Here is a 14,235-nt window from a genome sequence, read left to right as displayed (position 1 = left end):
CGGTGCGTGTCAGTCCGATCGGCGATCTATCCGTCGGCGCCAATCAATGTCGCATGCAGGATGTAGCGCTCGGGGCCGGATGTGACGGCATCGAATGGCCAGCAGGTCGCGAGAACAAGCTCGAAACCCTGTGCCATGGGATCGATGCCGGATGCATCGAAGCGAACCACGGCCGAGGAATCCGCGCGATAGCGAAAGTGTCGACCGTCACTGCGCGTGACATCGATGACGTCGCCAATGGCAACATCCTTCAGGAAGCGAAAATGAGTGTCGCGATGGGCGGCATAGACGGCAATCCCGCGTTCGCCCGCATCAGCCGTGTGCTGGATATGACCTGGCCCGAAAGCGAGCGCTTGCCCGCTCGCGCCTTCCAGCACGATGGCGCTGGCACCGATCCGCTTCACCTCGATCCGCGCGACCGGCCAGGTGTCGGCCCAGGACCAGGGCTTTACCGCCTGTCCCGTGGCAATGCTCCTGTCGAAGGCGCGCTCCAGCAGCACCTGCGCCAGCCACGCCTTGGCGTGGATATAGGCGCCGTCGCCGAACAGGAGGAGGCCGATCAGCGCCAGGATCAGCGGAGAGATGAAGCGGGGCATTGTGTTTCGTCTCCCGTCATTGCGAGCCACCGGGTCCGCGCGAAGCGCGGCCCGATGACAGGCTCCGCGAAGCAATCCAGACTGTCTCCGCGGCGGCAGTCTGGATTGCTTCGTCGCTTCGCTCCTCGCAATGACAGTGAAAAAAGGCGCGCGCGGCCGTTTGGAGGGGACGGGCAGCCGCGCGCGCTAACAGAGGAGTTCGGGGAGCTCCTCTCTCAAGCGGCGTCGGTGAGCAAGGTCCGACGCCGCTTGAACACGAACAGGATCAGGGCGAGCACGATCAGGATAAAACCCGCGATCATCTTCAGCTCGGCCGAGGTCGCGGTCTTGGGTAGGCGGATCGCATCGGGCGTAGCAGGCGTCGGCCGTCGCGTTGCCGGCTGATTGCGCGCATCGGCATGGCGCTCGTGCAGCTGCGTCGGCGTCAGATGCGGCCGCTCGCCAAACACCTTCTCGAAGTCCCAGCCCGCGGGCAGGTTGATCGGCAGTTCGCTGAGCTTGAGCGGTTCGCCTTCGGGACGGCTTGGCGTCTTGTCGACCGCGACGAGGCTGGTCAGCCGCGTGACGATCTGATGGTCGAGCGCCAGCGCCAGGATCGCCTTGTCAGCTTCCTCCGGCGTCATCTCGCGCAGGGTGCGCGCCACCTCCGCATCGGCGATCTTGCGCCTGGCCCAGAGCTTTGACAGGCCCTTGCCTTCGGCCGCGTTTTGCAGCGGCAGCGTCACCGACCATGGGCGGTCGCCGACGCGGCCCTTGATCTCGAGCGAGCCTGCGAGCTTGTCGAGCCTCGCCGCCAGCACCAGGGGCTCGCCGCGATAGACGTCGGGAATGATCGCCGGGGTGACGTCGGCCGAGGCCTCGGAAAACCTTGCGGTGAGGCCGGTCACGGCCGGATTCTCCAGCTTGGCGAACAGGCCGCGCATGCGCTCCTCCACCTGCTCGGTGGAGCCGATATGGGTGAAGGCGCCGCGGCCGAGCTCGGCGGCGCGCGTCATCAGATAGGTGTTGGGCGCGGACCCGATGCCGACCATGAAGACGCGCGAGCGGCCGCGCATCGTCGTGATCGCATCGAACAATTGCTGCTCGTTGCCGATCGCGCCGTCGGTCAGGAACACGACCTGGCGAACCATGCCGGTGTCGCCGAGCCTGTCGGTCAGTGCCGCGCGCATCGCCGGCACCATCTCGGTGCCGCCGCGCGCCTGCAACGCGCCGACGAAGGAGGTCGCCTCGCCGACATGCGCGGCATCGGCCGGTACGGAGGCCGGAAACAGCATGTCCATGGTGTCGTCGAAACGGATCACGTTGAAGCGGTCATTCGGCTGCAGGCGGCCGAGAGCGTAGAGCAGGCTTGCCTTGGCCTGCACGATGGACGTGCCGCCCATCGAGCCGGAATTGTCGATCACGAACACGACCTCGCGCGGCAGCGGCTTCTGCGCCGCCTGCTCGGCGCTCGGCGGGGTGACGAAAGCAAGCAGGTAATCGGCATCGCCGATGTGCTCGCGGAACAGTCCGACCGACGGCGCTGTCTCGGCAGCCGGCTTCCAGGTCAGCTCGAAATCACGGTCGGCGGGCACGGCACCGTCGGCGAGCGTCACCACGCGCGTCATGTTATCCGGGCTTTCCGTCTTGACGTTGTGATGGTGGCTCTTGACCTCGCCGAGCGCAAAGCCGGCCTGCAGGCGCACAATGATGCTGGTCGGATTGACCGGCCGATGTTTGGCGGGATCCAGCACAGGCGGCGAGATGCGCTCGCGATCCGGCACCGGGTCCGACGTCGCCGCGCCCCAGCCCGAGCCGTCCTTGCGGAAATCGACGCTCTGGATGATCGGTGCGGGATTGTAGCGCGGCCCGACCACGAGCGGCAGGCGCAACGAATATTCGTTGCCGACTTGATGCACCGGCTCCTGGTACTCGATCTGCACCAGCACGGTTTCGCCGGGACCGATATTGGCGACCGAGTTGGTGAAGATGTTCGGCCGCTCCTGCTCGGTAAGCGCGGCCTTCTGGCCGGCGCGGCGCGCCTCCTCGTAGACCACGCGCGCTTGCTGCCGTTCCTTGATGTCGCCGATGATGACGCGGTCGCCGACCACCATCTTCAGTGTGTCGACGGCGCCGCCGGCCGCGAGCGGATAGACGTAGGTGGCCTCGACCCAATCCTTGGTCGGGTTGCGAAATGCTTGCGTGACGCGGGCGCGCAAGGTCGGGCCCGACACGGTGATGTCGATATCGGTCCCGAGGCGGATCGCCTCCGTGGTAGTGCCGTCCTCTTTCAGCAGCAGGCTGCCCGACCATGCTTCGCCGGGCTGGAGCAGGCTGGCCTGTTCGGTCGTGGCCGACCAGCTCGCCCCGAAACTCACCAGCAGGGCCAGGAAGGCGACCAGCATCACGGCGATGCCTTGCGCCAGAAGGAACAGTCCGACCTTGATGAGGCGGCTCAACAGCGGGTGGTCGTCGCCGTCGGCCGTGTCGTAGGCGTTCATTTGGCTTGCTCCGAAGCATGTTTGCTGGTCCTCAGCATCCGCCGGCGGGGCAAGATTTCGCGAGCAGAATGATCGGCAATGTTCCGCCGCGGCCGGCCCAGGCTCGCTTGAGCCGGGGCGGTCATGTGCGGTTTTGTGCTGGTTTGTCCGCCCTGCTAGAGTGACCGGCCTGGAGCGGGGCTGACGATGCAGATGCAGGACAAACTCACGGACAAGCAGCTTTCGGACGAGCAGAGCCGCGAGATCGCCGAGACCATTCGCGAGGAGCTCGCCCGGCGCCGGATGTCCCGGCAGGCGCTGGCCGAGCAAGCCAAGCTCAGCCTGTCGACGCTGGAGAAGGTGCTCGGCGGCCGGCGGCCGTTCACGCTGGCGACGACCGTCCGGCTGGAGCAGGCGCTCGGCGTCTCCTTGCGCAAGAGCGTCATCGTGGCGACGCCGCCGGCCGCAAACGACGTCGCGCCCGACAGCCTCGGCTCTTATGCCCACCGCGCAGTGACCTGGCTCGAGGACGTCTACATCACCCTGCGGCCGTCGTTCGGCGACAAGGACGCGATCTTCGCCTATCGCACCGAGATCGCCTGGGAGCCGAAGCTCTCGTCGCTGGTCTTTCGCGAGGGTGAGCGGACCGATGCCGCCTACGAGCATACCGGCGAGGTCGCCGTCCCACATCAGTCCGGCTTCATCTACCTCGTCATCATCAAGCACGGCCAGCACCGCGTGATCACGGTGTCGCGGCCGACGGTATCAGGCGAGATGTACGGCATCATCTCGACGCTGCGCGCCGGGCCCGGCTCGCAGCTCACGCCGATCGCCGCGCCGATCGCCTATGTGCCGCTCAGGAATATCCCAAAACCTTCCTTGGGCCGGGTTGCGCCCGAGGATCCCAACCACGCCTTGTATCGAAAGCACTTGCGCCGCACGGTGGAAGAGCCGTTTGCGCTGTTTCTGACGCTGTGACCCCAGGACAAGACGTCCACGCTCGAAGCGTCCGCGCCAATCAGCCACTCCGCGCAAGTGAGCGGCCGAGGTTCGAGCCATGGTGGCTGAGACGAAACCGGTCGAGGCAAGTCTCGCGATGAAGAGCCCGTTCTATACCGCCGAGCACGACGCGTTCCGCGACGTGATGCGGCGCTTCGTCGAGAAGGAGATCACGCCCTTCGCCCATGACTGGGACGAAGCCGGCGAATTCCCGCGCGCGCTCTATCGCAAGGCGGCTGGAATCGGCCTGCTGGGACTTGGATTTCCGGAAGAATATGGCGGCATCGCCGCCGACCAGTTCATGAAGATCGTGGCGAGCCAGGAGCTTGCGCGCGCCGGGGCGGGCGGCGTCAGCGCCAGCCTGATGAGCCATACGATCGGCTCTCCCCCGATCGCGCGGGCCGCACGCGCCGAGGTGAAGGCGCGCGTGCTGCCGCAGGTGCTGGCAGGCGAGAAGATCTCCGCACTGGCGATCACCGAGCCGGGCGGCGGCTCGGACGTTGCGAACCTGCGCACCCGGGCGCGTCGCGACGGCGATGACTACGTCGTGAGCGGGGAGAAGACCTTCATCACCTCGGGGATGCGCGCCGATTACCTCACCGTTGCGGTGCGGACCGGCGGCGAGGGCGCCGGCGGCGTCAGCCTGCTCCTGATCGAAGGCGACACGCCCGGCCTGTCCAGGACCAAGCTGAAGAAGATGGGCTGGTGGGCCTCCGACACCGCGACGCTGCATTTCGACGCATGCCGTGTGCCGGCCGAAAATCTGATCGGCGAGGAGGGCCAGGGCTTCAAGATCATCATGCAGAACTTCAACAGCGAGCGCATGGGCATGGCCGCGAGCTGCACCGCCTTCGCGCGGGTCTGTCTCGACGAGGCGATCGCCTATGCCAAAGAGCGCACGACCTTCGGCAAGCCGCTCGCGCAGCACCAGGTCATCCGCCACAAGATCGTCGATATGGCGCAGAAGGTCGCGGCTTCGCAAGCGATGCTGGAGATGCTGGCCTGGCGGCTGGAGCAGGGCGAGAGCCCGGTCGCCGAAATCTGCATGATGAAGAACCAGGCGACGCAGACCATGGCGTTCTGCGCCTCGGAGGCCGTGCAGATCTTCGGCGGCGCCGGCTTCATGCGCGGCATCAAGGCCGAGCGCATCTACCGCGAGGTCAAGGTCAACGCCATCGGCGGCGGCACCGAGGAGATCATGAAGGATCTGGCCTCGCGGCAGATGGGGTTGTGACTACGGCCGTCATTCCGGGGCGCGAAGCGAGCCCGGAATCCATCGGGCCGCAGACACCGTAGACAAATGGATTCCGGGCTCGCGCTACGCGCGCCCCGGAATGACGAGAGGACAAAATGTTATTCACCGCCGATCACGACGACATCCGCCGCTCCCTGCAGAAATTCATTGCGGGCGAGATCAATCCGCACGTCGATGCGTGGGAAAAGGCCGACATCTTCCCCGCGCACGAGCTGTTCAAGAAAATGGGCAGCCTCGGCTTCCTCGGCCTGAACAAGCCGGTCGAATTCGGCGGCTCGGGCCTCGACTATTCCTACGCGCTGATGATGGCGGAGGAGCTGGGCGCCATCACCTGCGGCGGCGTGCCGATGGCGATCGGAGTGCAGACCGATATGGCAACGCCCGCACTGGCGCGGTTCGGCTCGGATGAGGTGCGGCGCGAATTCCTGGCGCCGTCGATCTCGGGCGATTACGTCGCCTGCATCGGCGTCTCCGAGCCCGGTGCGGGGTCGGACGTCGCCTCGATCAAGACCCAGGCGCGCTCTGACGGCGACGATTACGTCATCAATGGCGGCAAGATGTGGATCACCAACGGCACCCAGGCCGACTGGATCTGCCTGCTCGCAAACACCGGCGACGGCCCCGTTCACCGCAACAAGTCACTGATCTGCGTGCCTATGAAGAGCAAGGGCGTCACCGTCGCGCGCAAACTCGACAAGATGGGGATGCGCTCGTCCGACACCGCGCAGATCTTCTTCGACAATGTCCGCGTGCCCAAGCGCAACCGGATCGGCGAGGAGGGCCAGGGTTTTACCTACCAGATGATCCAGTTCCAGGAGGAGCGCTTGTGGGGCGCGGCCGCCTGTCTGAAGGCGCACGAATACATCATCGACCAGACCATCGAATACACCCGCAACCGCAAAGCCTTCGGGAAGTCCATCCTCGACAACCAGGTCGTGCACTTCAAGCTCGCGGAGATGCAGACCGAGGTCGAGCTCCTGCGCGCGCTGATCTATCGCGCCGGCGAGCAGCTGGTCGCCGGCGAGGATGTGACGCGGCTTGCGACCATGGCCAAGCTGAAGGCCGGCCGGCTCGGCCGCGAGCTCACCGACGCCTGCTTGCAATACTGGGGCGGAATGGGCTTTACCAACGAGACACCGGTCAGCCGCGCCTATCGCGACAGCCGTCTGACCTCGATCGGCGGCGGCGCCGACGAGGTCATGCTGATGGTCCTGTGCAAGATGATGGGGACGCTGCCGGGCAGCAAAGGAAACGCCTGATGATCACGCTGTATCATTGCGACGCCGCACGCTCGTTCCGTCCGCTCTGGATGCTGGAGGAGATGGGGCTGCCCTATGAATTGAAGATGCTGCCGTTCCCGCCGCGCGTCTTCGCCAAGGACTATCTCGCGCTCAACCCGCTCGGCACCATTCCCTTCATGATCGACGGCGAGACCAGGATGACGGAATCCTCCGGCATCTGCCATTACCTCGGCATCACATACGGCCCGACGCCGTTGATGGTCGGTCCTGAGGATCCCGCCTACGGCGCGTTCCTGAACTGGATGTATTTCAGCGATGCCACGTTAACCTTCCCGCAGACGCTGGTGCTGAGATACACCCAGCTCGAGCCGGAGGAGCGCCGCAACCCGCAGGTCGCCACCGATTACGCGAAATGGTTTCTGGGCAGACTGCGCGCCGTTGAGGCAGCGACGGCGAATGCCGAAACATTGTGCGCGGGCCGCTTCACCGCCGCCGACATCGTCATCGGTTACGCGCTTCGGCTCGCGAGCAATATCGGGCTTGCCAAGGATTTTGGCCCTAACGTCGCAGCCTATTGGTCGCGTCTGCAGCAGCGCGACGGCTATAAGCGCGCGGTTGCTGCGGAGCAAAAGGCCGGGCAAGAGCAGGATGTTGCGCCGAGGGTGAGGGCGTAGGAAGGCTGTCATTCCGGGGCGCGGAAGCGCGATCCCGGAACCTCGCGATTTCCCAGCTCGCGCTATTGCGCGTCCACGACGTGCTATGTCTTTTGACAGCGCTATCCTATCGTGACAGCGCCCGAATTTCCGCTAAGGTGACCTCCGTCCGCAGCGGCCAGAGAGCCGCGCGAGGAGGAACCCAATGGAATATAACGGTCGCGAATCCGACCATCTGATGCTGATCACGCCGGAGCGGGTGTTTTATGCGGGCCTGCTTGGTCGTCCGCGCAAACGGACACCCGGCTGCTGCCATGTCTATGTCGCGGTGAAGGGCAATCTGCACCTGACCATCGACGACGTTCTCGCCACCGGCGAGCTGTTCGTCACCCTGCCGAACCAGCGGCACTCCATCGCCAGCGACTATCGCACCGTCATCAGCGTGACGCTGGAGCCGGAGAGCATGCCGGATGGCGTGATCGAAGCCTTGGCCGCACGTCTGACCGGACCCGACCAGGCCGCCTATGTCCGCAAGATCCTCGCCGCCTACGCACTTTTGCGTCAGCGCCGCTATGGCGACATCACCACCGCCGAGTTCGACGAGATGTGCTTTGGCGAGGCGCTGCCGCGCCGCGTGCTGGATCCGCGCGTGATGCGTGCGGTGGCCCGCATCGAGCGCTTCTCCGGCGAGCCGGTGACGGCGGATACCTGCGCCGCTGAAGCCGGCCTCTCGGCCTCGCGCTTCCTGCACCTGTTCAAGGAGGAGACCGGCATCTCGTTCCGCTCCTTCCGCGCCTGGAAGCGCGCGCGGTATCTGCTGCACTTCGCCAACCAGGACCTCAACCTCGCCCATCTGGCGCAGGACATCGGCTATCCCGATTCCACGCATTTCAGCCACTCGATCCGCCGCTTCTACGGATTGAAGCCGCGGGCGATCTTCGTCGGCTCGCGCGATCTTGCGATCTATCGCAGCACCGAGACCGTGCGGATGGCGGAGGCTTCGTAGGGTGGGTTAGCCGATCAGATGCGCGAAGCGCAGCTGCTCGGCGTAACCCACCTCGTCAATTTCACGGAGGCAGACAGTGGTGGGTTACGCCTTCGGCTAACCCACCCTACGAATTCGTCGTTTTTCCCAGCTTCTCCGCGCAAGAAGCCGCATGTTGCGCGTCACATGATCGCAAGCGTTGAATTCTCAACGTGCGAGACATCGAACGCATGAGCGACAAGGCCGTCATCACCTGCGCGCTGAACGGCGTGCTCACCGACCCCAAGCAGCACAACGTGCCCGTGACGCCCGAGCAGATGGCGCGCGAGGCCAAGGCTGCGTTCGAGGCCGGCGCGTCCATCATGCACATCCATCTGCGCCAGCAGGCGCCGGGCAAGGGACATCTGCCGTCCTGGGAGGTCGCGGTCAGCAAGGAGATCCAGCAGGCGATCCGCGAAGCCTGCCCGGGCGTGATCATCAACCACACCTCGGGCGTGTCAGGGCCGAACTATTCAGGCGCGCTCGACTGCATCCGCGAGACCAAGCCCGAGATTGCCGCCTGCAACGCAGGCTCGCTGAACTACCTGAAGGTGAAGGCCGACAACAGCTGGGCCTGGCCGCCGATGATGTTCGACAATGCAGTCGAGAAAGTGAAGGACTATCTCGACGTCATGAACGCGGTCGGCACCATCCCCGAGTTCGAATGCTTCGACGTCGGTATCGTCCGCTGCGTCGGCATGTACCACCAGGTCGGCATGTACAACGGCCCGCTCGAGTACAATTTCGTGATGGGTGTCGCCTCCGGCATGCCGGCCGATCCTGAATTGCTGCCGATCCTCTTGAAGCTGAAGCGCCCCGAGGCGCATTGGCAGGTCACCGCCATCGGCCGCGAGGAGATCTGGCCGCTGCACCAGCGCTGCGCCGAACTCGGCGGTCATCTGCGCACCGGCCTCGAGGACACCTTCTATCTCGCCGACGGCAAGAAAGTGACGTCGAACGGCCAGCTGATCGAAGCCGTCGCCGCCTGCGCAAGGCGCGCCGGCCGCGAGATCGCGAGCCCCGCCGAGGCGCGGAAGATCTTTGGGACGAACAGGTAAGGTATCGCCCCGTCATTGCGAGCGAAGCGAAGCAATCCAGAATCTTTCCGCGGATGCAGTCTGGATTGCTTCGTCGCTTCGCTCCTCGCAATGACGAGCAGGATCAAGTCATGTCCATTCTCGAAAACACCATCTCCCCCGGCAGCGCCGCCTACCAAGCCAACCGCGACGGCATGCTCGGCCTGATCGACCGCATGCGCGCGCTCGAGGAGCGCACGCGCGCCGCGTCCGCCGCGGCCAAGGACCGCTTCCACAAGCGCGGCCAGCTGCTGCCGCGCGAGCGCGTCGCGCTGGTGCTCGATCCCGGCGCGCCCTTCATCGAGCTCTCGACGCTGGCGGGCTACATGTTCGACGTGCCGGATGCGAGCAAGAGCGTGCCGGGCGGCGGCGTCATCGCCGGCATCGGCTTCGTCTCGGGCATCCGCTGCATGGTCAGCGCCAGCGATTCCGGCATCGACGCCGGTGCGCTGCAGCCTTACGGCCTCGACAAGACGCTGCGCGTGCAGGAGCTCGCGCTGGAGAACAAGCTGCCTTACGTGCAGCTGGTCGAAAGCGCCGGCGCCAATCTGCTGCGCTACCGCGTCGAGGATTTCGTTCGCGGCGGCAACATCTTTCGCAACCTGGCGCGGCTCTCCGCTGCCGGTCTGCCGGTCGTCACCGTCACGCACGGCTCCTCCACCGCGGGCGGCGCCTATCAGACCGGCCTCTCCGACTACATCGTCATGGTCCGCGGCCGCACCCGCGCCTTTCTCGCCGGACCCCCGCTGCTGAAAGCCGCGACCGGCGAGATCGCGACGGAGGAAGAGCTCGGCGGCGCCGAGATGCATACGCAAATCTCCGGCCTCGGCGATTACCTCGCCGAGGACGATCGCGACGCATTGCGCATCGCGCGGGAGATCATGGCGGCGCTGCAATGGGAGCGGCCGGGCAGAGCGTCGGCGCAGTTCAAGCCGCCGCGCTACGATCAGGACGAGCTGCTCGGCATCATGCCGATGGACCACAAGCGCCCGGTCGACATGAAACAGGTGATCGCGCGCATCGTCGACGATTCCGACTTCACCGAGATGGCGCCGAGTTACGGCCCGGCCACCGTCTGCGGCCATGCCCGCATCGAGGGCCAGGCCATCGGGATCATCACCAACAACGGCCCGCTCGATCCCGCCGGCGCCAACAAGGCGACGCATTTCATCCAGGCCTGCTGCCAGACCCGCACGCCGATCCTCTATCTCAACAACACCACCGGCTACATGGTCGGCAAGGCCTATGAAGAAGCCGGCATGATCAAGCACGGCTCCAAGATGATCCAGGCGGTGACGTCGGCGACGGTGCCGCAGATCACCATCTATTGCGGCGCCTCGTTCGGTGCCGGCAATTACGGCATGTGCGGTCGCGGCTTCCATCCGCGCTTCTGCTTCTCCTGGCCCAACGCCAAGACCGCGGTGATGGGCGGCGAGCAGGCCGCCGAGACCATGGCGATCGTGACCGAGGCCGCCGCAGCTCGCCGCGGCAAGCCGATCGAGAAGGACAGGCTGGACGCCATGAAGGCTGAGATCATCGGCGTGTTCGACGGCCAGATGGATGTGTTCTCGACCAGCGCCCGCGTGCTCGACGACGGCGTGATCGATCCGCGCGACACCCGCGCGGTGCTATCGGAGGTGCTCGCGATCTGCCGCGAGGGCGATGCGCGCACGCCCCAGCGCATGCAGTTTTCGGTGGCCCGCCCATGAGGAACGGATCAGTGCAGCACCGGCCGTTCTCTAGGGTTCTGGTTGCTAATCGCGGCGAGATCGCACTGCGCGTGATGCGCAGCGCGCGAAAACTCGGCCTCGGTGTCGTCGCGGTCTATTCCGATGCGGATCGCGATGCGCTCCATGTGCGCAAGGCCGACCAGGCCGTGCGCATCGGCGAACCCTTGCCGGCGCAATCCTATCTCAACATCCCCGCGATCATCGAAGCGGCCAAGGCCAGCGGCGCGGATGCCGTTCATCCCGGCTATGGCTTTCTCGCCGAGAACGAGGCGTTTGCGCGCGCCTGCAAGGATGCCGGCCTCGTCTTCATCGGCCCGTCGCCGCAGGCGATCGAGGCGATGGGCAACAAGGCAGGCGCCAAGGAGATCATGAAGAAGGCCGGCGTGCCCATCGTGCCCGGCTACCAGGGCGCTGAGCACGGCGACGAGGTCATGCTCGCCGAAGCCGGGAAGATCGGCTTCCCCGTGATGATCAAGGCGGTCGCCGGCGGCGGCGGCCGCGGCATGCGGCTCGTCACTGACGCGGCGTCCTTCCCCGAAGCCCTGCGCAGCGCGCGGTCGGAAGCGAAAGCCGCGTTCGGCGATGCGGCCGTCATCCTCGAGCGGGCGATCCAGAACCCGCGCCACATCGAGATCCAGGTGTTCGGCGACAGCCACGGCAATGCCATCCATCTCGGCGAGCGCGATTGCTCGGTGCAGCGGCGGCACCAGAAGCTGATCGAGGAGGCGCCGTCGCCGGCGGTCACGCCGGAGCTGCGCGCGAAAATGGGCGAGGTCGCGGTGTCAGCGGTCAAGGCGCTGCGCTATGAAGGCGCCGGCACGCTGGAATTCCTGCTCGATGCCAGTGGCGCGTTCTACTTCATGGAGATGAACACGCGGCTGCAGGTCGAGCATCCCGTCACCGAGGCGATCACCGGGCTCGATCTCGTCGAGCTGCAGCTGCGCATCGCGCGAGGCGAGCCGCTGCCGATCAAGCAGCAGGACATCAAGTTCTCCGGGCACGCCATCGAGGTGCGGCTCTGCTCGGAAGACGCCGCGCAGGATTTCATGCCGCAGTCGGGTCGCATGGCGCGCTGGCAGGTGCCTGAGGGCATCCGCGTCGAGCACGCGTTGCAACCGGGCTCGGAGATTCCGCCATTCTACGATTCCATGTTCGCCAAGGTGATCAGCCACGGCGCCAATCGCGAGGAGGCGAGGGGGCGGCTGATCGTCGGGTTGGAGCAGCTTACGGCGTTCGGCGTGACGACCAATCAGGCGTTCCTGTTGTCGTGCCTGCGTCATCCCGGCTTTGCCAAGGGGGAAGCGACGACGGCTTTCATCGGCGCCCATCGCAACGAGCTGCTTGCGCCGCGTGCGGACGCGGCATTCGAGATCGCGCTGGCAGGCCTGCTGCTCTACGTCACCAACCCGCGCGCGCCGTCGTGGCAGGGCGGGCGGAGCCTTGCCGCCACCTTTCCGCTGCCGGCGAAAATCGACATCGGCGGCGATGCGCACGAGCTCGACATCATGCGCGAGCGCGACGGCAGCTACACCGTCGCCGTCGAAGGCCGCCAGCATAAGTTCGAGATCGACCAGCTCGATCTCGACGCCGTCCGCTTCCGCCACGCCGGCGTGATGGACAGCGCAAAATTCCTGCGGGATGGCGATCGGCTGTACGTCCAGCACCGCGGCATCCCGCTGGTGGCGAATGATCTCACCCTCGCCGCGCCGAAGGCGACTTCAACGAATGGCGGCGACGGCAAGGTCCGCGCCGCCATGAACGGCCGCGTGGTCGCCGTCCTGGTCAAGCCCGGCGACCGCGTCACCGCCGGCCAGCCGGTGCTGACGCTGGAAGCGATGAAGATGGAGCACGTCCACAAGGCCGGCATCGACGGCGTGGTCAGCGCGATCGACGTCGCCGAAGGCGAGCAGGTCACGACGGGCCGCATCGTCGCGGAGATCGGGGCGGGTTAGCGCCACAAACGCGGTCTCGTAGGGTGGGCAAAGGCGCGCAGCGCCGTGCCCACGAATGTCGATCATAAGCGGAATGGTGGGCACGCCGCTTTGCCCACCCCACGGCTGCGGTGGCCGCTCACGTTGAAAAACCAAAGCAATTTCAATATCTTGCTTGTTGCGGAAATTTCGCGACCTTTCCCATTGAACATAGTTCATTTTCGAGCTACTAATATTGAACAATGTTCAATATCTGGAGCTATTCATGCTGCGCGCGCGCGACCAAGCTCAACCGGCCAATGCACTGGTCCCGCCAGTCGTTCGCCGACTCTCGTACGCCCCCCTTCAAACCGGCGAGAAATATCTTATCGGTGCCCTCCTCGTCCTGACGCTCACCGCGCTTCTGGCGCCCACGATGCCCGCCGCCGCCTGGCACATCCCGCATTTCGTCGATAGCCGCACCTTCCTCGGCGTGCCCAATGCCGGCGACGTGCTGAGCAATCTCGCCTTCCTCGCGATGGGCGTCTGGGGCTCGGAGCGGCTGCGTGCCCGCCACGATGCGCCGGTGGGTGCGAACTGGTTCTTCGTCGGCCTGATCCTCACGTGCCTCGGCTCGGGCTTCTATCATCTCGACCCCGACGCGCCGCAACGGCTCATCGCCGATCGTCTCGGCATGGCGGTCGCGTTCGCGGGCTTTCTGGGCATCGCGGCCAGCGAGCGCATCAGCACGCGCGCAGGCGAGGCGGTGCTGGTGCTGACGATGATCGCGGGCCTGTTGGCGGCCTGGGTCGCACGCGAGAATCTCACGCCCTGGGTGGTCGTGCAGTTCGGCGGCATGGCGCTGGCCGTGGGCCTCGCGTTCACACGCCCGCGACCCGGCGCGCTTGGCGTGCCGCTCGGCGGCGTGATGGTCTTCTATGTGCTGGCCAAGCTGTTCGAACTCGGCGACGTGACCGTGTTCGAAGCGACCGGCCACATGGTCTCGGGCCATACGCTCAAACATCTCGCCGCCGCGCTCGCGGCTTGGCCGGTGATCCGGGCACTGGGATCTAGGCCGTGTACGCATTAAGCGGCTGGCCGTCGACTGATGTCCGCTTAAGCCCCAACACCAGCGGAGAAGCAGCAATCTTCCAATGTAGCTGAAGGGCCACATGCGGACTCATGCAGCGCAGCATCATTCAATCACCTCGTCAGCCGTCGCGAGTAGCGCGGTTGGAATATTCAGACCGAGAGCGCGAGCAGTCTTAAGATTGATCACCAATCGGAAGCGT

11 protein-coding genes are annotated in these 14,235 nt (G+C 65.6%); 9 read left to right on the top strand and 2 right to left on the bottom strand.

What is annotated here, in order from left to right; all coding sequences use genetic code 11:
• Nucleotides 1-26: 26 nt before the first annotated feature.
• A complete protein-coding gene (locus tag I6F12_RS31030) occupies nt 27-596 on the bottom strand; it encodes a class GN sortase (RefSeq protein ID WP_225157964.1) in 570 nt (189 codons plus the stop codon).
• A gap of 215 nt (nt 597-811) precedes the next feature.
• Nucleotides 812-3,076 carry a marine proteobacterial sortase target protein gene (locus I6F12_RS31025; protein WP_225157963.1) on the bottom strand — a complete coding sequence of 755 codons (2,265 nt, stop codon included), beginning with the start codon at nt 3,074-3,076 and terminating at the stop codon, nt 812-814.
• Between the two features lie 186 nt (nt 3,077-3,262).
• Here I6F12_RS31025 and I6F12_RS31020 point away from each other — a divergent pair, with 186 nt between their 5' ends.
• From I6F12_RS31020 to I6F12_RS30980, 9 genes are all read left to right on the top strand, one after another.
• Nucleotides 3,263-4,033 carry a helix-turn-helix transcriptional regulator gene (locus I6F12_RS31020; protein ID WP_036023893.1) on the top strand — a complete coding sequence of 257 codons (771 nt, stop codon included), beginning with the start codon at nt 3,263-3,265 and terminating at the stop codon, nt 4,031-4,033.
• Between the two features lie 118 nt (nt 4,034-4,151).
• Nucleotides 4,152-5,288 carry an acyl-CoA dehydrogenase family protein gene (locus I6F12_RS31015; protein ID WP_225158031.1) on the top strand — a complete coding sequence of 379 codons (1,137 nt, stop codon included), beginning with the start codon at nt 4,152-4,154 and terminating at the stop codon, nt 5,286-5,288.
• Nucleotides 5,289-5,404: 116 nt separating this feature from the next.
• Nucleotides 5,405-6,568, top strand: a complete 1,164-nt coding sequence (locus I6F12_RS31010; RefSeq protein WP_225141238.1) for an acyl-CoA dehydrogenase family protein — start codon at nt 5,405-5,407, stop codon at nt 6,566-6,568.
• Nucleotides 6,568-7,224 (top strand): glutathione S-transferase family protein, encoded by a 657-nt coding sequence (locus I6F12_RS31005; protein WP_225141236.1) that lies wholly within the window; start codon nt 6,568-6,570, stop codon nt 7,222-7,224. The genes I6F12_RS31010 and I6F12_RS31005 overlap by 1 nt, the downstream gene beginning before the upstream one ends.
• A gap of 184 nt (nt 7,225-7,408) precedes the next feature.
• Nucleotides 7,409-8,209, top strand: coding sequence for an AraC family transcriptional regulator (locus I6F12_RS31000; RefSeq protein ID WP_036002084.1), 801 nt, complete (start codon nt 7,409-7,411; stop codon nt 8,207-8,209).
• A gap of 209 nt (nt 8,210-8,418) precedes the next feature.
• Nucleotides 8,419-9,285, top strand: a complete 867-nt coding sequence (locus tag I6F12_RS30995; RefSeq protein ID WP_225157962.1) for a 3-keto-5-aminohexanoate cleavage protein — start codon at nt 8,419-8,421, stop codon at nt 9,283-9,285.
• 110 nt (nt 9,286-9,395) lie between these two features.
• Nucleotides 9,396-11,012 (top strand): acyl-CoA carboxylase subunit beta, encoded by a 1,617-nt coding sequence (locus tag I6F12_RS30990; RefSeq protein WP_225157961.1) that lies wholly within the window; start codon nt 9,396-9,398, stop codon nt 11,010-11,012.
• On the top strand, nt 11,009-12,985 hold the full coding sequence (locus I6F12_RS30985) for an acetyl-CoA carboxylase biotin carboxylase subunit (protein ID WP_225157960.1): 1,977 nt from the start codon (nt 11,009-11,011) through the stop codon (nt 12,983-12,985). The genes I6F12_RS30990 and I6F12_RS30985 overlap by 4 nt, the downstream gene beginning before the upstream one ends.
• Nucleotides 12,986-13,229: 244 nt before the next feature.
• Nucleotides 13,230-14,033 (top strand): hypothetical protein, encoded by an 804-nt coding sequence (locus I6F12_RS30980; RefSeq protein WP_225157959.1) that lies wholly within the window; start codon nt 13,230-13,232, stop codon nt 14,031-14,033.
• Nucleotides 14,034-14,235 lie beyond the last annotated feature (202 nt).

The organism is Bradyrhizobium sp. IC4059, from assembly GCF_020193615.1.
GTDB lineage: Bacteria > Pseudomonadota > Alphaproteobacteria > Rhizobiales > Xanthobacteraceae > Bradyrhizobium > Bradyrhizobium yuanmingense.
Note: the sequence above shows the minus strand (reverse complement) of the source record. Positions and strands in the feature narration are given on the sequence as shown.